The following is a 20553-nucleotide window of genomic DNA, read 5'->3' on the forward strand; positions in this document are numbered from 1 at the left end:
CGGTGCAGCTGCAGGTCGACAAGTACTGGAACGAGATCGAGGTCGGCGAGAGCACCGGCGTCTCGCGGGGACGGACCGTCACGGAGACCGACGTCGTCCACTTCATGATGCTGACCGGCAACTGGGTGGAGATCCACTCCAACGTCGAGTTCGCGAAGGACACGCCGTTCGGGCAGCGGCTGGTGCAGGGCTCGCTGGTGCTCGCGATGAGCCAGGGGCTCTTCACCACCGGCCGTGCGGTGGCCGCCTTCTACGGGCTCGACAAGCTCCGGTTCACCAAGCCCGTCTTCATCGGCGACACCATCAAGGTCGAGTGCGTCCTGCTCTCCAAGAAGGACAAGAACGAGAAGTTCGGGCTGGCCACCTGGGAGATGCGGGTGACCAACCAGCGCGACGAGCAGGTGCAGGTCGCCGAGTACACCTACCTGAACTACAAGGAGCGTCCCGAGTCCTGGTGATCCGGGCCCGGTCCGCCCCGGCCGTCGCCGGCGAGCAGCCGCGAGTCGTGGCTGGCGGCGAGGGCGACCGGCCGGAACGCGATGACGACGCGATTCGGCGTGTCGAGCAGCCGGATGAAGGCTTCCTCGGCGCCGGGCGCAGCCAGCCGCTCGGCCCAGAGGGGCAGGAACCAGTCGAGGGTCTCCCGGTCCCGGTGGACCGTCCCGACGCCGCGGTACGAGACCATCTGCCGGCCCGGCGTACCCGTGCCGGCGTTGGAGACCACGATGCTCATCCGCGGGTCACGCGCGAGCGCGGTCACTTGCTGGCGGTCCGAGGTGGCGGTGAGCCAGAAGATCCCGTCCACCCGCATGAAGCTCATGATCACCGCCGCGGGCCAGCCCCCCTCGCGCGAGAACACCACCGTGCACTCGGTCTGCCGCTCGAGGAGCGCGTCGCGCTCGGCCACGGACAGCCGTGCGCCGGCCAGCCTCTCGAGCTCCTGCTCGCCCGGCTTCGCCACGCCGGTCACCGCGGGGTGGTGTCGAGGGAGAGGTCGAACTCGCCCATGAGGTTGCGGGGCTCGCCGCCGATGAGGAGACGACCGCCGTCGACGTCGAGCATCGCGCCGGTCATCCACCGGGCCTCGTCGGAGAGCAGGAAGGTGACCGCTCCGGCGATGTCGCGCGGCTCGCCGAGCCGCTGCAGCGGCAGGATCGCGGCTTCCTCCGTGCCGCGGTCCCCCTCCCAGAGCACGCCGGCCATCGTGGTGCGGACGAGGCCGGGGGAGACGCTGTTCACCCGGATGCCGTGCGGGCCGAGCTCCCGCGCGAGCCCCTTGGTGAGCACGTCGAGCGCGGCCTTGCTGGCCGTGTAGCCGGCGACCATGGGCTGGACCTGCCGGGCGCCGATCGTGCTGATGTTGACCACGGCCGAGCCCGGGTGCTCGCCGAGCCCGCCGGCGACGGCGGTCTGGACGAGCGCCAGCGGGGCCCACGCGTTGGTCGTCACGGTGGTCAGGAACGCCTCGCGGGTGATCTCCATCAGCCCGCCGTACGACGCGTTCGCGCCGGCGTTGTTGACGACGAAGTCGATCCTCCCGAACGCCTCCTGCGCCGCCCGGACGATCGTCTCCGGCGCCTGCGGGTCGCGCATGTTGGCGATGCACCCCACCGCGTTGCCCTCGCCGAGGGCGGCGACGGTCTCCTCGATCTCGTCCGGCTTGCGGGCCACGACGAGGACATGGGATCCGCGCTCCACGAGGGACTCGGCGGTCGCCCGGCCGATGCCGCGCGTGGCTCCGGTGATGATCGCCGTGCGGCCGGCGAAGTGCGTCGTGAGATTCATAACCATGATAATAAGAGATTACGAGGGGTGCTGTCAGCACAGGGCGCCTCTTGAGCTTCGCGAGTGGCTCGGGCAAGATCGGCTAACTAGTCGCATGATTCGTACGGAACGAGGAGCGCGGAGAACCATGGGGATGTTGGACGGCAAGGTCGCGTTCGTGACCGGCGCCGCACGTGCGCAAGGACGCGCGCACGCGGTCGCCATGGCGCGCAACGGTGCGGACGTGATCATCTGCGACATCGGTGAGGACGTCGACGGGCTGCGCTACAGCCTCGGCACGCTGGAGGAGCTCGAGGAGACCGCCGGGCTGGTCCGCGCCGAGGGGCGCCGGGTCGTCAGCCGGAAGGCCGACGTCCGCTCGCAGGCCGAGCTCGACGCGGTCGTCGCCGCGGGGGTCGAGGAGCTCGGCCGCGTCGATGTGCTGGTCGCGAACGCGGCGATCAACCAGCTGAAGCCGTTCTGGGAGATCACCGAGGCCGACTGGGAGGCGGTGGTCGGTACCAACCTCGCCGGCGTCTGGCGGTCGGCCAAGGCGGTGATGCCGCACCTGGTCCGCCAGCGGAGCGGGTCGATGGTGCTGATCTCCTCGGTCAACGGCCTCGAGCCGGCGAACGGCTACGCGCACTACGGCGCCGCCAAGCACGGCGTCATCGGGCTGATGGGCAGCATCGCGCTCGAGGGCGCGCCCTACGGCATCCGTTGCAACGCGATCTGCCCGGGCTTCGTGAAGTCGGGGATGACGACGTTCCAGGACCAGCTCGACAAGTACGCCGGCCACCCGGGCGCGACCCTCGACGTCCTCGACGACGCCGGCCGCGGGTTCCACCCGTTCAACGGCCTGACCTACCTGGAGCCGGAGCACATCGCCGAGGCCGCGGTGTGGCTCTCCTCGACCGCCGCGATCGCGGTCAACGGCGTGGCCATGCCGGTCGACGCCGGTCACCTGCTGGTCGCCGGGAAGGTGTGGCGCGACGCATGAGCGAGCATGGGACGGTGGCGTCCGACGCGCAGCCCCTGACCGGAGTCCGGGTCCTCGACCTGGGCATGAACATCGCCGGCCCCCAGGCGACGACGCTCCTCGCCGACCTCGGTGCCGACGTCGTCAAGGTGGAGTCGCCGCAGGGTGACACCAGCCGCGCCCTCGAGCCCAAGCTCGACGGGGTCAGCGCGATGGCGATGACGATGAACCGGAACAAGCGTTACCTCGGGCTCGACCTGCGCCACCCCGACGCCGCGCCGGTCCGGGAGGCGTTGGTGCGTTGGGCGGACGTCGCGGTGCAGAACCTGCGTCCGGGCAAGGCCGAGCAGCTCGGCATCGGCGCCGACCAGTGCCACGACATCAATCCGCGGCTGGTGCACGTCAGCGTCGAGGCGTTCTACCCCTCCGAGGGCACCCGCCCCGGCTACGACCTGCTGGTTCAGGCGGAGACCGGGATGATGCACCTCACCGGTGACGCGGACGGTCCGCCGTCGCGGCTGCCGGGGAGCCTGCTCGACCACACCACCGGGCTGTTCGCGGCCTTCGGCATCGCGGCCGCGCTGCACGGCCCGCGCGACCGGCACCGGCTCACGGTGTCGATGAGCGACGTGGCGCAGAGCCTGCTCGGCGACCGTGTGGCCGCCTACCTGCTCAGCGGCGAGGCGCCCCAGCGGATGGGTTCGGCGATCTCGGTGACCACGCCGCTGCAGTCCTACCGGACGGGTGACGGGGATCTCGCGATCGGCGCCGCGAGCGACGCTCTCTTCCGCCGGCTGGGGGAGGCCCTGGGGGTGGACCTGGCCGGCGACAGCCGGTTCGCCACCCAAGCCACCCGGCTGCAGCACCGGCACGAGCTCGACGACGCGATCGAGGAGGTGCTGGCGACCGCGTCCGCGGAAGTCTGGTACGAGCGGCTCCACGCGGCGGGGATCCCCACCGCGCGGGTCCGCGACCTGCCCGGGGCGGTGGAGCGCCACCGCGAGCTCAGCCGCACCGGGCTCGTGCCCGTCGAGGGGCTGCCGGGCGCGGAGCTGGTCGCGAACCCTCTGGGATCGGCCGTGGCGCCCCGCGTTCCCGGCCCGGTCGGTGCCGACTCGCGCTCCCTGCTCGTCGACCTCCTCGGTTTCGGCCAGGACGACTACCTCAAGTGGGTCGAGTCCGGAGTCGTCGTACCGACACCGGAGGAGGGCGCATGACCGGACCGCTGCAAGGGCTCAAGGTCGTCGAGATGGCCGGGCAGGGCCCGGTGCCCTTCGCCGGGATGCAGCTCGCGGACCTCGGGGCCGAGGTGCTCCGCCTCGAGCGCCCGACCGGACGCACGGTCAAGCTCGCGCCGCCGCGCTTCGACGTGGTGGCACGAGGGCGCCGCTCGGTCGCCATCGACATGAAGGCCGAAGGAGCCGCCGAGCTGGTCCTGGGGCTGTTGGAGGAGGCGGACGTCTTCCTCGAGGGGTTCCGTCCAGGTGTCTGCGAACGGCTCGGGATCGGCCCGGAGCCGGCGCTGCGCGCGAACCCGCGGCTCGTCTACGCCCGGGTCACCGGGTGGGGGCAGGACGGCCCCCGGGCCCTCCAGGGCGGCCACGACATCAACTACATCGCCGTGACCGGTGCACTGGCGGCCATCGGGGAGAAGGGGCGCGCCCCTGTGCCACCGCTCAACCTCGTCGGCGACTTCGGGGGCGGCGGCATGTCCGCCCTGGTCGGCATCCTGGCCGCGCTGTACGGCGTCGAGCACGGGCTGCCCGGCCAGGTCGTCGACGTGGCGATGGTCGAGGGGGTCAACACCCTGCTCGCCACCGCGCACGGCTACCAGGGCGCCGGCGTCCTGGTCGACGAGCGCGAGAGCAACTTCGTCGACGGGGGTGCGCCCTACTACCGCGCGTACGAGTGCGCGGACGGCAACCACGTCGCGGTGGGTGCCGTGGAGCCCCAGTTCTTCCGGGCGCTGGTCACTACGCTCGGCGTCGACATCGACCCTGCCGGCCAGATGGACCGGTCGCGCTGGCCGGAGATGCGCAAGCAGCTCGCCGACGCCTTCGCCACCCGCTCGCGCGACGCGTGGGTCGAGCTCTTCGACGGGGTGGACGCCTGCGTCTCCCCCGTCCTGACGCTGGGCGAGGCGCACACCGACCCGCAGCTCGTCGCCCGCGAGGCGCTGCAGGTGGTCGACGGTGTGCCGCAGCCCGCGCCGTCGCCCCGGTTCTCTCGGACCCCTGCCGAGGTCGGTGCGCCGCCTCGCCGTCCCGGCTCCGACACGCGTACGGCGCTCGCCGACTGGGGTGTCGCGGCGGAGCGCGTCGAGGAGCTGCTGGGCGCGGGCGTGGTCCACGAGCCCGAGCCGCAGGGCGACGTGGGAGCGGCCGGGAGCCGATGAGCCCGCGGACCGGTCCGGGGGTCGCGCCGCTCGGCCACGGCTCGGTCTCGCTCGGCCTGTCGGCGGTGGGCGAGGTCGGCGCCGACGTGGTCCGGCGGCTGGTGGTCGACGCCCGCACGGCCGTCGAGACCGGCTTCGACGGCGTCACCCTCAGCGAGCACCACCGCGGGTTCCCCGGCTACGTGCCCGACCCGCTCTCCGCCGCGTCGCTCCTGCTCGAGCGGCTGCCGACCGGCTGGGCCTGCGCGGCGCCGGCGATCCTCCCGCTGCGCCACCCCGTCCTGGCGGCCGAGCAGCTCGCATGGGCCGCGGCGGCCCACCCGGGCCGGGTGGCCGCGGCGTTCGTCCCGGGTTACCAGGAGGACGACTTCGCGCTCCTCGGCGAGGAGTTCACGGCCCGGCGCGCCCGCCACTGGGAGCGGCTCGAGCAGCTGGTGGGGCTGGTCGGGCCGGAGCACCGGCGCGGTGCGCTGGCGGGTGATCCCGCCGTGGTCGGGCTTCCCGGCGACGGGGTGCCCCTGCTGACCGGCGCTGCGGGGCCGGTCGCGGTCCGTCGGGCCGCGCGGCTCGGGGTCGGCGTGCTGCTGCCGTCCCTCCGGCCGCCGCAGGAGGTGCGGCAGCTCGCGGAGCGGTACGCGGACGAGGGCGGGCAGGCGCCGGTGGTGCTGATCCGCCGCCTCCACGTCGGCACCGGCAGCCCGGGCAGCGAGGTGAACCGCGCGCGGTGGCGTTCCCGCGCCGGCAGCGCTGACTGGCTCGACCTCAGTGACGCGGCGGTCGCCACCGGGGAGCCGGGCCGGGTCGCGGAGCTCCTGGCCGAGGCGGTGAGGAGCTCGGGGTGCACGGCGCTCAACCTGCGGCTGGAGTGCTACGCAGACGCACCCGACCAGGTGTCCGCGCAGCTGGAGGCGCTCGGCGAGCACGTGCTGCCGGAGGTGCGCGCCGCGCTGGGTCGCTGAACCCGCCGGTGGCGTCTCAGCCGACGACCGCGTGCACCAGCCGGTCGAGGACCGGCCGCGCGTCGAACTCGGCGCCGCGAGCGAGGCGCTGGAGGAAGAGCCCCTCGAAGGCCGCGGAGATGGTGAGCATCGCCAGCTCCGGGTCGGAGGCGCCCATCCGCTCGACCGCCGGGATGACGATCTTCTCGGTGGTGCTCCGGGCCCGGGCGAGCGCGTTGCGGACCTCGGGGTTGTGGCTGGCCTCCATGACCAGCACGAGCCGGGCGCTGGTGAGCACCCGTCCCGGCCCCGTCATCTCCTCGAAGAGGTCGAAGAGGGTGCGGGCCAGCTCGTCCGGCGTCTCGGGGGAGTAGGCCCCCGCTACCAGCGGCACTTCGCGCTGCAGCATCCAGTCGACCGCACCCTCGAGGAGCGCGGCCCGGGTCCGGAAGTAGTTCGACGCCGACCCCTTGGGAACCTCGGCCTTGGCGTCGACCCGCGCGTGTGTCAGGGCACGCAGCCCCTCCGTGCCGAGGAGCGTGATCGCTGCTTCGGAAACCTGCTCGCGGACTGACGCCATGAGAACACTATATCTGTAGTGGACAGAGCGCGATCTCGACGGTACTTTGAGGCGAATGGTGTTCAGGGATCGAGGAGGGCGCATGAGACTCCGGGTCGACCGCGACCGCTGCATCGGGTCGAGCAACTGCGTGGTGGTGATGCCTGACGTCTTCGACCAGGACGAAGCCGAAGGGCTCGTCCAGCTCCTCGACGACAGTGGCGCCGGCCACGACGAGGACGCTCTCCACGACGTCGCGTACGCCTGTCCGGCGCAGGCGATCGAGGTCGTCGAGGGTGGCTGACTTTCGGGAGCTCGGCGAGGTCGTGATCGTCGGCGCCGGCGTGGCCGGGTTGACCGCAGCGGGGGCCCTGCGTCGCCGTGGGTACGTCGGCGGACTCACCGTGGTGGGAGCGGAGCGCCATGCGCCCTACGACCGGCCACCGCTCTCCAAGCAGGTGCTCGCCGCCGGGTGGGGCGAGGACCGGATCCGGCTCCGCGTCCCGCCGGAGCTCGAGACGGCCGGAGCCACCTGGGCCCTCGGTGAGGTGGCGACCCGGCTCGACGTCGAGCGCCGCGAGCTCTGCACCGACCGGGGGCGGACGCTCCCGTGGGACGGGCTCGTGATCGCGACCGGCGTGCGGCCACGGACGCTGCCGGGCCGCGCGTACTCCAACGTGCTCACGCTGCGCACCGTCGATGACGCGATGGCGCTCCGTGACGCACTGCCCGGGGCGCGCTCGGTGGTCGTGGTCGGCGCCGGGGTGCTGGGCTGCGAGGTCGCGGCCTCGGCCCGGGGGCTCGGCCTCCCGGTGACCCTCGTCGACGGCCTCGTGACCCCGATGCTGCGCCAGCTCGGGCCCGCCCTCGGGGCTCACCTGGGTGCCCGGCACGAGGCGCACGGTGTCCGCCTGCGGCTCGGCGTCGGTGTGGAGGCGCTCGAGGGCGGTGTGCGCGCCGAAGCGGTGCGGCTCGCCGACGGGAGCGCGGTCGAGGGGGACCTCTTCGTCGTCGCGATCGGCGCCGAGCCCGACCTCGGGTGGCTCGAGGGGAGCGGGCTGCCCCTGGGGGACGGCGTGCTCTGCGACGACCGGCTCCGGGTGGCGCCCGGGGTGGTGGCGGCAGGCGACCTGGCCAGCTGGCCGCACCCTCTCTTCGGTCGGCGGATGCGCGTGGAACACCGCTTCAACGCGTCCGAGCAGGCGACGGCCGCCGCGACCAACCTGCTCGGCGGCGACGTGGTCCACGACGCCGTCCCGTACTTCTGGTCCGAGCAGCTCGGCGTCCGAGTCCAGGTCTTCGGCGACCCGTCCCGCGCCGAGCGGGCCGAGCTCGTCGCAGGTGATCTCGCCTCGGACCGCTTCGCGGCTGTCCTGCGCGACGCCGACGACGCGGTCACCGCTTGCGTGTCCTGGAACCTGCCCAAGGCGGGTCCGGACCTGCGGCTTCGCGTCCTCGAGGCGTGTGCGGCGCGCGGAGCGGTTGCCGCCACGCCCTAGTCGCTCCTCCCGACATCGCGGGGACGAACCCTCTGGTCTATTCGCACAGTTAGTACTACGGTCGTAGTAACCACCCTTTCAGTAGGAGCCCTCATGCTCGTTCTCTCACCGCAACCGCACCACGGCGCTGCCGGGCGGCCCCAGTGCCCTCCCGTCGGCGCGCTCAAAGGCAAGACCATCGGTCTGCGCCGCGACAAGTTCTGGCTGTCCTGGGACTGGATCACCGACGAGTGGGCCCGGCTGCTCGAGGCCGACGGCGCCGAGACGCTGATCTGGCGCGCACCCGTCGGCAAGGGCGATCAAGCGATGGCGGAGGGTGGCGAGGAGTACGCGAAGTTCCTCTCGTCGATCGATGTCGCCATCAGCGGGCTGGGCAACTGCGGCTCCTGCACCCTGTGGGCCATCCACGACGCCGTCGGGGCCCTCGACTCCGGGCTGCCGACGGTCGCGGTGACCACCGAGCACTTCGAGTCGCTCGGCCGGACCCTCGCCGCCCAGCGCGGGCACGACAGCCTCCGCGTCAAGCTCATGCCCTACCCGCTCGAGGGGCGCCCCGAGGACGAGGTCCGCCAGATCGCCCGAGACAACTACGAGAACCTTCTGACCGTGATGGGAGCAAGCCGATGACCGCGGTGCTGACCAGTGAGCGGGTGGACGTGCCCGAGGACATCTCCGACTTCTCCGTGGACGCGCTCGCCCGCGGCTGGTCCGACGGGTTACCTGTCGTGCCGCCGACCGAGGAGCGGGTCGCCGAGCACGTGGCCGCCAGCGGCCTGGCGCCCGACTTCGTGCTCGGCACCCTCTACCCTTCCGGCGTGGCCTGCACGGTGGAGCACCTCGCCGTCAACGCCGTGATGGCCGGGGCGCCGGCGGCCTCGATGAAGCTGCTCGCCGCCTCGGTCAACGCGCTGGCCGACCCGGCGTTCGACCTCGCGGGGCTCAACGCCACCACCGCGTCGGTCGTCCCCGCGCTGGTGGTCAGCGGCCCGGTGCGCGACGAGCTCGGGCTGCCCTACAAGCACGGTGTGCTGGGCGGGGCGGCCGGGCCCGCGCCGGCGATCGGTCGAGCGCTGCGGCTGCTCATGCGCAACGTCGCCGGCCAGGTCGTGGGCGTCACCTCCGAGTCGGTCTTCGGCCAGCCCGGCCGCGTCACCGGCATCGTCGCCTCGGAGTGGGTCGAGGAGTCGCCCTGGCCGTCCATCGGCGAGCGGCGCGGCATCGAGGGCGACTCGGTCACGGTGTACGGCGTGCTCGGCTCGGCCAACATCCTCAACAGCTACGGCAGCAGCGGCTCGGAGATCCTCCAGGTCGTCGGGAAGTCCCTCTGCTTCATGGGCAACAACAACATGGACCACTCGGCGCAGTTCGCCCACCAGGTCGTGATGCTGAACCCGGTCTGGGCGAAGATCGTCGCCAAGGAGTTCCCGCGGATCGAGGACGTCCAGGAGGTCCTCTACGACACCGCAGCCGTCCACATCAGCGAGTTCCCCGAGTCGCTGCACGGCCCGCTCCACGAGGCTGCCGACGTCCGCGACGACGGCCGGGTCTACCTGATGGACTCGCCTGCCGACGTCTCGGTCCTGGTCGCCGGCGGCAAGGGTTCGCTGCACGGCACGATGCTGCCCGGCATGTCGAACATGCTCCCGGTGACCCGCTCGCTCGACCCGAAGGAGTGGGCGTGAGCGTCGCGGCGGGCATCGAGCAGGCCCAGGCGCTCCTCGCTGCGGACGGCAGCCGGCTCGTCGTGCTCGAGGAGGCGGCGGACCGCGTCCACTTCCGGCTCGACCTGGAGAGCGCGGAGTGCGCCGACTGCGTGCTGCCGGCGGCCCACCTGACGACCGTGGTCGCCGGCGTCATGCGCGAGGCCACCGGGAACCCCCAGTTCGCCGTGCAGATCGACGACCCGAGGACGGAGCCGTGACCACGCTCGAGGACGGCCTTCTCCGGTTCTTCCGCCCCGACGCCGAGCTGATGGCGGACCCCTTCCCGCTCTACGCACAGCTGCGGGAGGCCGGCCCGGCGTACCGCTTCAAGGACCGGGTGCTGGTCAGCCACTTCGAGCCGGCTCGCGAGCTGCTCGTGGCGCCGACGACGCGGCAGGGGCTGTCGGTGCGCGGGTCGCGCTACCGAGCGGTCATCGACGGGCTCGGCGAGGACGACGTCACGAAGCTCGTGGAGCTCTTCGGCTTCTACGAGAAGCGCGTGAGCGGCGTCGACGGCGACAAGCACAAGCGGCTCCGCCGCCTGGCCCAGCGGGCGTTCACGCATCGTGTCGTCAGCCAGATGGAGCAGCGGATCCAGGAGATCACCGACCAGCTGCTCGCCTCGGTCGCGGACCGCGGCACGTTCGAGTTCGTGGAGGAGTTCGCCTACCACCTGCCGCTGATCGTCATCTGCGACATGTTCGACATCCCGTCCGAGGACCGGGGGCAGCTCCGGGACTGGGCGAGCGACCTGGGGCGCTTCGTCGGGGCGGACTGGTCGGACGTGAAGACGCTCCGCGAGACGCACAGGTCCGTCTTCGCGATGCGCGAGTACCTCACCGGTGTCTTCGCTGGCAAGCGCGGCGGCGAGACCACGGAGCTGATGGCCGCCCTGCTCAACGCCGAGGGGGACGAGGAGGACCACTTCACCGAGGACGAGCTGGTCGCGGTGATCACGCAGTTCGTCTTCGCCGGCCACGAGACGACCACCAACCTGATGGGGAACTCGATGGTCACGCTGCTGCGCGACCACCGCGAGCAGTGGGAGCTGCTGCGCGAACAGCCCGAGCTGGTCCCCGGTGCGGTCGAGGAGCTGCTCCGCTACTCGGGGACGACGCAGTACGTCGACAAGCTGGTCTCGGAGGACTGCGAGATAGGAGGCGTCGAGGTCAAGGCGTGGGACACCGTCGTGGTCGCCGTCGCCGCGGCGAACCGCGACGAGACGGCCTTCCCGGACGGCGAGCGGTTCGACGTGACCCGCGACGGGAAGAGCCACCTCTCCTTCGGCTTCGGCCCGCACCACTGCCTCGGGGCGGCGCTGGCCCGCATCGAGATGGCCACGCTGCTGCGGACGCTCACCCGGCGGTTCCCGGAGATGGGCCTCGTCGAGCCCGAGCACGTCGTGTACGGCGCCAACAGCATGCTGCGCGGGCCGGAGCGGCTGCCGGTGCGGCTCGGGAGGGAGCACTCGTGACGACGCTCGACAGCCGGGTCGCTCTGGTGACCGGGGCCGCATCCGGGGTCGGCCAGGCGGTCGCCAGGCGCTACCTGCGCGCAGGTGCCTCCGTGGTGGCGGTCGACCGCAACCCCGACGGGCTCGCGCGCCTCGACGACTCCGGCGACCGGCTGGCCACTGCCGTGGCCGACGTGGGCGTCCGGTCCGAGCTGGAGGCGGCCGTGGGGACGGCCGTGTCCCGGTTCGGCGGTCTCGACGTCGTCGCCGCCGTTGCCGGCATCTCGCGGACCGGGTCCGTGCTCGACATGTCGGACGAGGACCGCGACGCCATCCTCGGGGTCAACCTCGTCGGTGTGTGGAACACCGTCAAGGCGGCCCTCCCGGCGCTGCTCGACCGTGGTGCCGGCGGCCGGATCCTCGCCTGCGGCTCGGTCGAGTCCGTCCTCGGGGGCGTGGGGCTGGCGGCGTACGTGGCCTCCAAGCACGGGCTCGTCGGCCTGATCAAGTCGGTCGCGCTCGAGTGCGCGCCGCACGGGATCACCGCCAACGTGGTCTCCCCAGCCGGCGTCGACACCGAGATGCTGCGGACCGTGGTGCCGCCCGAGGCGATCCAGCACATCGCCGACACCACCCCGATCGCACGGTTGAGCTCGCCCGACGAGATCGCCGCGTTCTTCGAGTTCCTCGCCGGGCCGGACGCCGGCTACATCACCGGCAGCAACATCGTGGTCGACGGGGGAGTCGTCCTCCTCAACAGCCACACGACCGGCCAGTCGTGGGCGTCGTGAACGCACCCGTGCACATCGGCGTCAAGATCCCGAACTGGGGGCCGCTCGCGGGCCCGGAGGCGGTCGCCGCGACGGCAGCCGCCGCCGAGGAGCGCGGGTTCGGCTCGGTGTGGGTCTCGGACCACGTCGCCATGCCGCCCGGAGCCGACGCCTCCAGCCACGGGCTGGAGCCGCGCACACCGTTCCTCGACCCGTTCACGACGCTCTCGTACGTCGCGGCCCGAACCACCCGCGTCCAGCTCGGGACCGGCGTCTACGTGCTGCCACTGCGCCCTCCGCTCCTCACGGCGAAGCAGGCGGCGAGCGTCGACGTCCTGAGCGGAGGACGTCTGCTGCTGGGGGTGGGGGTCGGGTGGCTGCGCGACGAGTTCGAGCTGCTCGGAGCCTCGTGGGACGACCGCGGGCGCCGGACCGACGCTGCCCTCGAGCTGGTGCGCGGAAGTTGGGACGGGACGGCTGCAGGGGTCGAGATGTGGCCGCGACCAGCGGGGCAGGTGCCCGTGCTGATCGGTGGCGAGTCGCCGGCCGCGTTGGCACGGACGGTCCGGCTGGGGGACGGCTGGTACGGCAGCGGGATCACCCCGCAGCGGTTCGCGGAGGTGGTCACGGCCCTCCGCGCACGGATGTGGAGGGCCGGGGCCGAGGGGGAGCTGCTCATGGGGACAAGGGCGGCCGGCGTCGCGCCCGAGGACGCCCGCGCCACCGTCGAGGCGTTCGGCCGCGCCGGCGCCACCTTCGTGGTCCTCGACGCGCCCGTCCCGGACGTCGCGGGCGCCGTCGCATGGGTGCACCGGACCGCTGACGAGCTCCGCCTCGAGCCCGGGACGAGCACTCCGCTGGCCAGTGCGCGGCCCTGGGCGGTTGCCGAACCCGCTTGTGGGTGAATAGTTCGCAGGAATCTATTGATCGTGACTGTGATCACCGTTAGCGTGACGGGCATCGCAGTGTCCCGGCGTCTGCCGTGACCAACGAAGGAAGAGGTCGAGATGCGTCGTAGCAAGTTCGCAGCGATCGGGGTGGCAGCGGTGATGGCCGCAGGGCTGGCTGCCTGCGGTGAGGAGTCGTCCGGCGCGGGCGGCTCCGACGGAGTGTTCAAGGTCGGGTTCACCTCGGACCTCTCCGGCAAGTACGCCCTCAACGGCGTCGGCCAGCGGGACGGCTTCAAGGCCTACTTCGACTACGTGAACTCGCAGGGCGGGATCGACGGCCACAAGGTCGACGTGACCTACCTCGACGACGCCTCCGACCTGACCCGCGGAACGGCGAACACCACGCAGCTGATGACGGTCGACCGGGTCTCTGCCATCGGCGGCTACATCCTGAGCAACGTCTGCGGCGCGGCCGGCGCGATCGCCGACGCCAACAAGGTCCCGATCAACTGCGCGACGGTCACCGACGACCTCATGGACCCGGTGCAGCCGTACGTGTACACGGCCCGGATGGTGCAGAGCAACGAGGCCCTGCCGATGGTGACGCTCGCGGAGAAGCTCGTCGACAGCGACAAGCCCAAGGTCGCCATCATCGTCTACGCCTCGGCGGCGAGCGTGACGCTCCAGGAGAAGCTCGAGGCGCTGGTGGAGGAGAAGGGGTGGGAGCTCGTCGCGAGCGAGCAGGTGCCGCTCACCGCGTCGGACGCCAGCGCGCAGACCGCCAAGGTGATCGCCGCCGAGCCGGACGTCGTGTTGGGGGCTCTCTACGACCCGCTGGCCGTCGAGTTCATGCGGGCGCTGAAGGCGAAGAAGGTCGACATTCCCTTCATCGACTACGACGGCGCCAGCTACACCTCCGGGCTGCTCGCGGTCAAGGACCCGAACTTCCACGTGTTCTCGTCGTTCTCGCTCGACGGCAAGGGTGAGGGCGAGGGGCTCGAGCAGTACCGCGCCGCCCTCGAGGCCGCCGGTGTCGACCCGACCACGCCCTATGTGAACAACGGATACGCCCAGGCGTTCTCCATCGGCGAGGGGCTCAAGCAGTGCGGTTACCCCTGCACCGGCGAGGACATGCAGAAGGCCCTCGACGAGCAGGACGTGGACACCGGAGGCTTCGCTGCCGGTCCGATGGCGTACTCGCCCGACGACCACGAGGGCATGGGCTTCGCGAACTTCTACTACTGGGACCCCGCGTCGAAGTCGGTCAAGGCTTCGCTCGAGGGCACCCCGGCCGGCTCCTGACCGCGGGTCGGCCACGTTCGTAGGAGTGAGATGAGCAACGAACTCGCCCAGGCGCTCTCGGGTGCCCTGGTGCTCGGCAGCCTGTACGCCGTCGTGGGGATCGGATTCGTCATCCTCTACAAGGCGACCGGCGTCATCAACTTCGCCCAGGGCGCGCTCATGCTGATGGGAGGCTTCATCTTCTTCAGCCTCCACGAGTCTGCGGGGCTGGCCTGGCCGTTGGCGATGGCCGGCGCCGTGCTGATCATGTTCGTCATCGGAGCCCTGATCTACCTGGGGATCTTCCGGCGGCTGGTCGGGGCGGAGGAGTTCACGCTCGTGATCGCCACGCTGGGGCTCAGCGTGTGCGTGCTCACCGTGTCCCTGATCATCTGGGGACCGGGGACGCGGACGCTGCCGGAGACCCTGTCGCGGTCGGAGCTCTTCTCCATCGGCAACCTCGGGTTCTCCAGCGTCGAGGTCTTCTCGATCGTCACCGCCCTCGTGGTCGTCGCGGTGCTCGACCTCGCGCTGCGGCGCACCCGGATCGGGATCCAGATGCGGGCCGTCGCCGACGGCCCGCTCCTGGCCTCCCTGTCGCGGGTGAACGTGCACGCGATGTCGGCGATCGCCTGGGGGATCGCGAGCTTCTGCGCCGCGGTGGCCGGCGTTGCCTACACCATGCGGCTCTCGGCCGACCCGGCCGGGATGCACGCCCTGGGGCTGCTGGCCTTCCCGGCGATCCTCCTCGGCGGCATCGACTCGGTGCGCGGTGTCCTCGTGGGCGGCTTCCTGCTCGCGTTGGCCCAGAGCAGCGCGGCGTTCCTCCTGGGCGGCGAGTGGTCCGAGGTCGTCGCCTACGCCCTGATGTTGGCCGTGCTGGTCGTCCGGCCCCGCGGCTTCTTCGGCTCCCGACAGGCGGTGCGATTGTGACCACAGGCGAGAACACGTTGGAGGGTCAGGCGACGAACGTCGAGGTGCCGCCGGAAGCACCCGCCTCCGGCGCCTCCACGGCCGGCCGTCCATCCGGCTTGCGGAGCTCGAAGGGGTACCGCCTGCTGGCGCCCTTCCTCCCGTGGCTGGCCGGAGCCCTGGCCCTGGTGGTGTTCGCGAACACCGCGAGCCCCTACGTGCTGCTGATCTCCGGAACGGTCCTGATCTACGCGATCAGCGCCATCGGGCTCAACGTGGTGATGGGCCAGGCCGGCCTGGTGTCGATCGGCAACGCGGCGCTGATGGCGGTCGGCGCCTACACCACCGCGATCCTCGCGAAGGAGGAGAGCTGGTCGGCGTTCCCTCTGCCGATCATCATCAGCGGCGTGATCGGCGGCCTGCTCGGGCTGCTGATCGCGTTGCCGGCGTTGCGGCTGCGGGGGATCTACCTGGCGCTCGCCACGCTGGCTCTCCAGTTCTTCGTGGTGTTCGCCGGCGACCGCTACCAGGCGGAGTCCGGGCTGCTGTCCGGCGTACCGGTGCCGCCGCTGTCGATCGGGGACCGCTACTTCGTCCCGGGACGCGATTTCGTGCTGCTGCTCGGGGCGTTCCTCGGGCTGACCATCCTCGTCGTGCGGGCAATGTCGCGGCATGCTCCCGGTCGCATGTGGACGGCCATCAGCGAGAGCGAGCTCGCGGCCACCGCGATCGGCGTCAACGCCGCGCGCTGGAAGCTGGCGGCGTTCGTGGTGAGCTCCGCGATCATCGCGGTCTCCGGCTCGCTGTTCGCCTACTACAACCAGATCGTCTCGGCGGAGACGTTCACGATCGAGTTCGCGGTCGTCTTCATCATCATCCTGATCCTGGGTGGCATGGGCACGATGTCCGGGGCGATCGTGGGCTCGGTCATCGTCGTATCGCTGCCCTACGTCCTGACCCGGCTCACCGGCACCCTGCCGTCCGACGGCATCGGGGAGTGGCTGAGCAACAACATCTTCTACGTCAACAACGGCCTCTACGGGCTGCTCGTCCTCGTGGTGCTGCTCTACATGCCGCAGGGGGTCGTCCCGTCCGTGACCGGGCTGGCGCGGCGCCTTGCGCATCGCGGCGCCGACCAGCCCCGGTCGTCCGACCGTCCTGCGCGGTCGGCTGCCCGACCCGCGGTCGCCAAGGGCGACGACAAGCCGGCGGTGCTCGAGGTCGAGGACCTCGACGTGATGTACGAGACCGGGGCCCGCGCCGTGAGCGGGCTCCACCTGAGGGTCGAGGCGAACGCGATCGTCGCCGTGCTCGGGCGCAACGGTGCCGGGAAGACGAGCACGCTCCGTGCGGTCAGCGGGTTCCTGGGCACCGAGCAGGTCCGCCTCCGCGGCCACATCCGGCTGGAGGGCAAGGACGTCCTCGGTAGCTCGCCGGGTCGCACCGCGGCGGCCGGTCTGGTGCTGGTGCCCGAGCGCGACAAGGTCTTCCCCTCGTTGACGGTGGAGGAGCACCTCCGGCTCGCGACGTCGGGCGACTACCGCCCCGTACTGGAGAAGCCGCACTTCCACCGCTTGCGCGAGCGGCTCGACCAGCCCGCCGGGCTGCTCAGCGGTGGTGAGCGCCAGCTGCTCGCACTGGCGACGGCGGCGATGCTGAAGCCCCGGCTGCTGATGGTCGACGAGTTCACCCTGGGGCTCGCCCCAGTGATGATCCAGGAGGTGGCCCGGGTCATCCGCGGCCTGCGCGACGAGGGCATGACCGTGCTGCTGGTGGAGCAGAACGCCGCCGCGGCGCTCGAGCTCGCCGACCACGTCTACCTGATGGAGGGCGGCGAGGTGGTCGCCGAGGGGACTCCGGCCGAGATGGCCGACCGCGTGACGATGACCTCGGAGGTGACCTCGTGAGCACGACCGACCAGGAGACGCCCCTTGCGGTGCGCGGCGCGCTGTTGCGCTTCGGCGGCATCCTCGCGCTCAACGACGTGAACTTCGACGTCGAGCCGGGGGAGACCTTCGGGATCATCGGACCCAACGGCGCCGGCAAGACCGCCCTGCTCAACTGCGTGAGCGGCGTCTACCGGCTCACCGAGGGGAACGTGGATTTCTTCGGGGAGCGGATCAGCGGCCTCCCGCCGCACCGGATCTCGGCGAAGGGGCTGGGTCGCACGTTCCAGAACATGGAGCACTTCCGGCGGTTCAAGGTGCTGGAGTACGTCATGCTCGGCCGGATGCACGAGGCGCGCGCCTCGGTGTTCGCCTCGGTGTTCGCCTGGCCCTACATGGAGCGGCTCGAGCGTGAGGAGCGGTCGCTCGCGATGGAGCTGCTCGAGGAGCTGGGCCTCGCCCACCTGGCGCAGGCAAAGCTCTCAGACCTGCCGTACGGCGTGCAGAAGCGGGTCGACATCGCGCGCGCGCTGCTCGGCCGTCCCAAGGTGCTGCTCCTCGACGAACCCACGTCGGGGACGATCACACAGGAGCGCACGGAGGTCTCGCGCGCCATCGACATGGTGTCGGCCCGCGGGGTCCCGACCGTGCTCGTGGACCACGACGTCGACTTCGTCTCCCGCCACTGCGCGCGCGTCCTCGTGCTGAGCTACGGCAAGCAGGTGGGGGTCGGCAGCCCGGCGGAGATGCTGGCGCGTCCCGACGTCATCGAGACGTTCCTGGGCACCCCTGCCACGAGCTGACGAGCGCTCCCCGCCGTCCGGGGAGCGCCGTCAGGCGGTCAGCCTCGGGGTCGGCCCGGGGCGCCCCCGCCGGCGGCCTGGAGCGCGGCACGGGTCCACCAGCGGTCGGTGACGTCCGCGCCGTGCGACCAGTCGTAGACGCACTGACGGTGCTGGATGCGCCACTCGCCGTTGCGCCGGGTGAACCGGTCGAGGTAGCGGCCGGCGTTGACGTAGTCCCGCGACGTGCCGTTCTCGTGGGCCGTCAGCACGGCGATGAAGTAGGACTCGCAGGTGGCGTCGTCGCCGTCGAGCCGGATGTCGGTGTTGCCGATCAGGTGGTAGTTGACCTCGATCGGGGAGTTGCCGACGAAGACCGGCGAGGCGGTCGCGAGGTACTCGCGGATCGGCCCGTCGAACCCTTCGTGGTCCTCGGTCGCGTCCTCGTGGTAGCAGGAGAGCGCGCTCTCGAGATCGCGCGCGTCCGTGGCCCGGGCGCGGCGGTAGAGCACCTGCCGGATCTCACGCTCGTCGAGCAGCATCTGCAACGGGTCCATGGGTCACCTTTCGTGGGTGGTGGCGGTCCGAGAGGGGTCGCGGGCTGGATCCACCCGCGGGCCGATCGCGGAGAAGAACCCGACCAGCGCGTCAGCCGCCATCGCACGCGGCGGCGATATGAGTGGTGCACGTCCGGCCGCAGCGGCCTCGGCCCGGTCCTCCTGCTGGAGCCGGAGCTGCTCACGGGCGAGCTCCACGTCGTCGACCTCGTAGAGGGCGAGGTACTTGTACGGCGGGGCCGTGTCGTCCGGGCCGGCACGGACGAACCGTTGGGCCGACCTCACGCCGTCGAGGACGTCGACCATCTCGTGGACGTGGACGGCGTCGTACCACTCGTTGAACTCGTCCTCGCGGCCCGGAAGCGCGTTGCTCAGGACGACCAGCAGGTGGCTCATGCAGACCGCTCCTTCCGACGGTTCCTATCCCTTCTTACTATGCTTATAGTAGAGCTCATTCGTCCGGAGGAGAAGGTGTGGACAGAGGGCAGCGGGACGTGATCATCATCGGGTCGGGACCGGCGGGGTTGACCGCCGCCACCTACACGGCCCGGGCGGGGCTCGACCCGCTTCTCTTCGAGGGCTCGGTGACCGCCGGCGGCGCCCTCATGAACACCACCGAGGTGGAGAACTTCCCCGGCTTCGAGGAAGGGATCCAGGGGCCCGACCTGATGACCCGGATGCGCACCCAGGCCGAGCGGTTCGGGGCGGCGATCGTGACCGACGACGTCACTGCGGTGCGGCTGGAGGACGAGGTCAAGGTCGTCGTCGACGGGGCGGGGGTGGAGCACGCCGCCCGCGCCTTGGTCCTGGCGATGGGCTCGGCCTACCGCGAGCTGGGTCTCCCGCACGAGAAGCGGCTCTCCGGTCGCGGCGTCTCGTGGTGCGCCACCTGCGACGGCTTCTTCTTCCGAGGACGGGACGTCGCGGTCGTCGGCGGAGGCGACTCGGCGGTCGAGGAGGCGCTCTTCCTCACCCGGTTCGCCAGCTCCGTCACGTTGGTCCACCGTCGCGATGAACTTCGGGCCTCGCGGATCATGGCGGACCGGGCAGGAGCCGAGGAGCGGATCACCTTCGCCTGGAACAGCGAGGTGACGGAGCTCCACGGCGACGAGGTGCTGTCGGGGGTGACGCTCCGCGACACCGTGACCGGAGCCGTGCGGGACCTCGCGGTGGCCGGGCTGTTCGTCGCGGTCGGCCACGAGCCGCGCAACGAGCTGGTCAAGGGGCTCGTGGAGGTGGACGCCGACGGCTACGTGCTCACCGAGGGCAAGAGCTCGCGGACCAGCGTCCCGGGGGTCTTCGCGTGCGGCGACCTGGTGGACCGCACCTACCGCCAGGCCGTGACGGCGGCGGGTTCAGGGTGTGCCGCGGCCATCGACGCGGAGCGCTACCTCGCCCACTGAGCCCGGTGCCGGCTCAGCTCCAGTCGACGACGTCGTCCATGCGTGCTGGGTACCGCCGCTCGCAGTAGTCCTGGTAGTGCTGCAGGTGCTCGCGCATGAGCTCCTCCGCCCGGCGCCCGTCGTGCTTCTCGATCGCCCGGGTGATCTCCTGGTGCGCGGCATGAACCGAGGGTCGCTCCTCGGGGGCGAAGAGCACGCTGGTCACGCGCTGGGACCAGATGCTCTGGATCGAGTTGGCGGCCAGGGCGAGGACCAGGTTGTCACCCGCGAGGCACACGGTGGCGTGGAACCCGCTCGTCACCGCGGCGTACGTGGAGTCGTCCTCCATCGGCTTCTCGCCCTCGTCGAGGGCGGCGCGCACCATCTCCGCCGGTTCCTCGCCCTCGATCTCGGCGGCCCGCCGGGCGAGCATCGACTCCAGCTCGCACCTTGCCTCGAGGAGCTGGCGGTAGGTGGCCCCGATCGACTGCAGGTGCAGGGTCCACATCTGGCCGAAGGAGACGGCGTCCGACGAGGCCACGACCGGGCCGCCGCCGGGGCCGGTCTTGATGGTCACCAGCCCGTTGACCTCGAGGATCCGCAGCGCCTCGCGGAGCGAGCCCCGGCCGATGTCGAACCGGTCCAGCATCGCTGCCTCCGACGGGAGCCGGTCGCCCGGGACGAGCCCCTGCACCTGGATGTCGCGCAGGATCTGCCGTGCGATGTGCTCGGAGATCTTGGCGGTCCGGGACGGAGACCGCGCCGGACGAGCAAGGCGGGGTGCAAGCGAGTCGTTCGTCACG

General features: G+C 71.5%; 24 protein-coding genes. 18 read left to right on the forward strand and 6 right to left on the reverse strand.

Translation table 11 applies throughout. From position 1 onward, the window contains the following. Positions 1–2: 2 nt before the first annotated feature. Positions 3–458: a MaoC/PaaZ C-terminal domain-containing protein gene (locus tag FIP57_RS12710; RefSeq protein WP_203231199.1), complete on the forward strand. Its 456-nt coding sequence runs from the start codon at positions 3–5 to the stop codon at positions 456–458. Here FIP57_RS12710 and FIP57_RS12715 read toward each other — a convergent pair. Then, entirely contained in the window at positions 431–970 is a 540-nt protein-coding gene (locus tag FIP57_RS12715) for a pyridoxamine 5'-phosphate oxidase family protein (protein ID WP_203231200.1), read from the reverse strand. The genes FIP57_RS12710 and FIP57_RS12715 overlap by 28 nt on opposite strands. Then, positions 967–1785: an SDR family oxidoreductase gene (locus FIP57_RS12720; protein WP_148573832.1), complete on the reverse strand. Its 819-nt coding sequence runs from the start codon at positions 1783–1785 to the stop codon at positions 967–969. The genes FIP57_RS12715 and FIP57_RS12720 overlap by 4 nt, the downstream gene beginning before the upstream one ends. Before the next feature lie 127 nt (positions 1786–1912). Here FIP57_RS12720 and FIP57_RS12725 point away from each other — a divergent pair, with 127 nt between their 5' ends. From FIP57_RS12725 to FIP57_RS12740, 4 genes are read left to right on the forward strand one after another with little or no spacing between them, the layout of a single operon-like run. Beyond that, complete coding sequence (locus FIP57_RS12725; protein ID WP_148573833.1) at positions 1913–2764, forward strand: mycofactocin-coupled SDR family oxidoreductase; 852 nt, start codon at positions 1913–1915, stop codon at positions 2762–2764. Beyond that, a complete protein-coding gene (locus FIP57_RS12730; protein ID WP_148573834.1) occupies positions 2761–3960 on the forward strand; it encodes a CaiB/BaiF CoA transferase family protein in 1200 nt (399 codons plus the stop codon). The genes FIP57_RS12725 and FIP57_RS12730 overlap by 4 nt, the downstream gene beginning before the upstream one ends. Further along, positions 3957–5138, forward strand: a complete 1182-nt coding sequence (locus FIP57_RS12735; RefSeq protein WP_148573835.1) for a CaiB/BaiF CoA transferase family protein — start codon at positions 3957–3959, stop codon at positions 5136–5138. Before FIP57_RS12730 ends, FIP57_RS12735 begins: the two co-directional genes overlap by 4 nt. Next, positions 5135–6097 (forward strand): LLM class flavin-dependent oxidoreductase, encoded by a 963-nt coding sequence (locus FIP57_RS12740; protein ID WP_148573836.1) that lies wholly within the window; start codon positions 5135–5137, stop codon positions 6095–6097. The genes FIP57_RS12735 and FIP57_RS12740 overlap by 4 nt, the downstream gene beginning before the upstream one ends. 16 nt (positions 6098–6113) lie before the next feature. Here FIP57_RS12740 and FIP57_RS12745 read toward each other — a convergent pair whose 3' ends face one another. Further along, the gene (locus FIP57_RS12745) at positions 6114–6656 is read right to left on the reverse strand and encodes a TetR/AcrR family transcriptional regulator (RefSeq protein ID WP_148573837.1); all 543 of its coding nucleotides are present in this window, start codon (positions 6654–6656) and stop codon (positions 6114–6116) included. An 82-nt stretch (positions 6657–6738) separates the two neighbouring features. Here FIP57_RS12745 and FIP57_RS12750 point away from each other — a divergent pair, with 82 nt between their 5' ends. The 12 genes from FIP57_RS12750 to FIP57_RS12805 all read left to right on the forward strand — a co-directional run bounded on the left by FIP57_RS12750 (position 6739) and on the right by FIP57_RS12805 (position 17832). Then, positions 6739–6939 carry a ferredoxin gene (locus FIP57_RS12750; RefSeq protein WP_148573838.1) on the forward strand — a complete coding sequence of 67 codons (201 nt, stop codon included), beginning with the start codon at positions 6739–6741 and terminating at the stop codon, positions 6937–6939. Next, positions 6932–8134, forward strand: a complete 1203-nt coding sequence (locus FIP57_RS12755; RefSeq protein ID WP_148573839.1) for an NAD(P)/FAD-dependent oxidoreductase — start codon at positions 6932–6934, stop codon at positions 8132–8134. The genes FIP57_RS12750 and FIP57_RS12755 overlap by 8 nt, the downstream gene beginning before the upstream one ends. A 93-nt stretch (positions 8135–8227) precedes the next feature. Beyond that, positions 8228–8761, forward strand: a complete 534-nt coding sequence (locus FIP57_RS12760; RefSeq protein ID WP_148573840.1) for a UGSC family (seleno)protein — start codon at positions 8228–8230, stop codon at positions 8759–8761. Further along, complete coding sequence (locus FIP57_RS12765; RefSeq protein WP_203231201.1) at positions 8758–9816, forward strand: hypothetical protein; 1059 nt, start codon at positions 8758–8760, stop codon at positions 9814–9816. The genes FIP57_RS12760 and FIP57_RS12765 overlap by 4 nt, the downstream gene beginning before the upstream one ends. Further along, positions 9813–10055, forward strand: a complete 243-nt coding sequence (locus FIP57_RS12770) for a hypothetical protein (protein ID WP_148573841.1) — start codon at positions 9813–9815, stop codon at positions 10053–10055. The genes FIP57_RS12765 and FIP57_RS12770 overlap by 4 nt, the downstream gene beginning before the upstream one ends. Further along, complete coding sequence (locus FIP57_RS12775) at positions 10052–11311, forward strand: cytochrome P450 (protein ID WP_148573842.1); 1260 nt, start codon at positions 10052–10054, stop codon at positions 11309–11311. Before FIP57_RS12770 ends, FIP57_RS12775 begins: the two co-directional genes overlap by 4 nt. Continuing rightward, positions 11308–12081, forward strand: coding sequence for an SDR family NAD(P)-dependent oxidoreductase (locus FIP57_RS12780; RefSeq protein ID WP_162529796.1), 774 nt, complete (start codon positions 11308–11310; stop codon positions 12079–12081). Before FIP57_RS12775 ends, FIP57_RS12780 begins: the two co-directional genes overlap by 4 nt. Then, a complete protein-coding gene (locus FIP57_RS12785) occupies positions 12078–12965 on the forward strand; it encodes a TIGR03619 family F420-dependent LLM class oxidoreductase (RefSeq protein ID WP_162529797.1) in 888 nt (295 codons plus the stop codon). The genes FIP57_RS12780 and FIP57_RS12785 overlap by 4 nt, the downstream gene beginning before the upstream one ends. Positions 12966–13067: 102 nt before the next feature. Beyond that, positions 13068–14252: an ABC transporter substrate-binding protein gene (locus FIP57_RS12790; protein WP_148573845.1), complete on the forward strand. Its 1185-nt coding sequence runs from the start codon at positions 13068–13070 to the stop codon at positions 14250–14252. A gap of 30 nt (positions 14253–14282) precedes the next feature. After that, a complete protein-coding gene (locus FIP57_RS12795; RefSeq protein ID WP_148573846.1) occupies positions 14283–15164 on the forward strand; it encodes a branched-chain amino acid ABC transporter permease in 882 nt (293 codons plus the stop codon). Continuing rightward, a complete protein-coding gene (locus FIP57_RS12800) occupies positions 15161–17050 on the forward strand; it encodes an ABC transporter permease subunit (RefSeq protein ID WP_162529798.1) in 1890 nt (629 codons plus the stop codon). The genes FIP57_RS12795 and FIP57_RS12800 overlap by 4 nt, the downstream gene beginning before the upstream one ends. Continuing rightward, positions 17047–17832 (forward strand): ABC transporter ATP-binding protein, encoded by a 786-nt coding sequence (locus FIP57_RS12805; protein WP_148573848.1) that lies wholly within the window; start codon positions 17047–17049, stop codon positions 17830–17832. Before FIP57_RS12800 ends, FIP57_RS12805 begins: the two co-directional genes overlap by 4 nt. Before the next feature lie 38 nt (positions 17833–17870). Here FIP57_RS12805 and FIP57_RS12810 read toward each other — a convergent pair whose 3' ends face one another. Together FIP57_RS12810 and FIP57_RS12815 are read right to left on the reverse strand one after the other, a co-directional pair. Next, the gene (locus tag FIP57_RS12810; RefSeq protein ID WP_148573849.1) at positions 17871–18368 is read right to left on the reverse strand and encodes a nuclear transport factor 2 family protein; all 498 of its coding nucleotides are present in this window, start codon (positions 18366–18368) and stop codon (positions 17871–17873) included. A 3-nt stretch (positions 18369–18371) separates the two neighbouring features. Further along, positions 18372–18764 carry a hypothetical protein gene (locus FIP57_RS12815; RefSeq protein WP_148573850.1) on the reverse strand — a complete coding sequence of 131 codons (393 nt, stop codon included), beginning with the start codon at positions 18762–18764 and terminating at the stop codon, positions 18372–18374. 77 nt (positions 18765–18841) lie between these two features. Here FIP57_RS12815 and trxB point away from each other — a divergent pair, with 77 nt between their 5' ends. Then, entirely contained in the window at positions 18842–19771 is a 930-nt protein-coding gene (trxB, locus tag FIP57_RS12820) for a thioredoxin-disulfide reductase (RefSeq protein ID WP_148573851.1), read from the forward strand. A gap of 13 nt (positions 19772–19784) precedes the next feature. Here the strand turns inward: trxB and FIP57_RS12825 are convergent, their stop codons facing one another. Beyond that, a complete protein-coding gene (locus FIP57_RS12825) occupies positions 19785–20552 on the reverse strand; it encodes a FadR/GntR family transcriptional regulator (protein ID WP_148573852.1) in 768 nt (255 codons plus the stop codon). Position 20553 lies beyond the last annotated feature (1 nt).

Source organism: Nocardioides caldifontis, from assembly GCF_008087345.1.
Classification (GTDB): domain Bacteria; phylum Actinomycetota; class Actinomycetes; order Propionibacteriales; family Nocardioidaceae; genus Marmoricola_A; species Marmoricola_A caldifontis.

Excerpts from the sequence above, each read along its gene's own strand:
- FIP57_RS12790 (WP_148573845.1), top strand. The coding sequence starts at position 13,068 with ATGCGTCGTAGCAAGTTCGCAGCGATCGGGGTGGCAGCGGTGATGGCC.
- FIP57_RS12810 (WP_148573849.1), bottom strand. The coding sequence starts at position 18,368 with ATGGACCCGTTGCAGATGCTGCTCGACGAGCGTGAGATCCGGCAGGTG.
- FIP57_RS12745 (WP_148573837.1), bottom strand. The coding sequence starts at position 6,656 with ATGGCGTCAGTCCGCGAGCAGGTTTCCGAAGCAGCGATCACGCTCCTC.
- FIP57_RS12740 (WP_148573836.1), top strand. The coding sequence starts at position 5,135 with ATGAGCCCGCGGACCGGTCCGGGGGTCGCGCCGCTCGGCCACGGCTCG.
- FIP57_RS12735 (WP_148573835.1), top strand. The coding sequence starts at position 3,957 with ATGACCGGACCGCTGCAAGGGCTCAAGGTCGTCGAGATGGCCGGGCAG.
- FIP57_RS12725 (WP_148573833.1), top strand. The coding sequence starts at position 1,913 with ATGGGGATGTTGGACGGCAAGGTCGCGTTCGTGACCGGCGCCGCACGT.
- FIP57_RS12795 (WP_148573846.1), top strand. The coding sequence starts at position 14,283 with ATGAGCAACGAACTCGCCCAGGCGCTCTCGGGTGCCCTGGTGCTCGGC.
- FIP57_RS12720 (WP_148573832.1), bottom strand. The coding sequence starts at position 1,785 with ATGAATCTCACGACGCACTTCGCCGGCCGCACGGCGATCATCACCGGA.
- FIP57_RS12750 (WP_148573838.1), top strand. The coding sequence starts at position 6,739 with ATGAGACTCCGGGTCGACCGCGACCGCTGCATCGGGTCGAGCAACTGC.
- FIP57_RS12815 (WP_148573850.1), bottom strand. The coding sequence starts at position 18,764 with ATGAGCCACCTGCTGGTCGTCCTGAGCAACGCGCTTCCGGGCCGCGAG.
- FIP57_RS12730 (WP_148573834.1), top strand. The coding sequence starts at position 2,761 with ATGAGCGAGCATGGGACGGTGGCGTCCGACGCGCAGCCCCTGACCGGA.
- FIP57_RS12765 (WP_203231201.1), top strand. The coding sequence starts at position 8,758 with ATGACCGCGGTGCTGACCAGTGAGCGGGTGGACGTGCCCGAGGACATC.
- FIP57_RS12760 (WP_148573840.1), top strand. The coding sequence starts at position 8,228 with ATGCTCGTTCTCTCACCGCAACCGCACCACGGCGCTGCCGGGCGGCCC.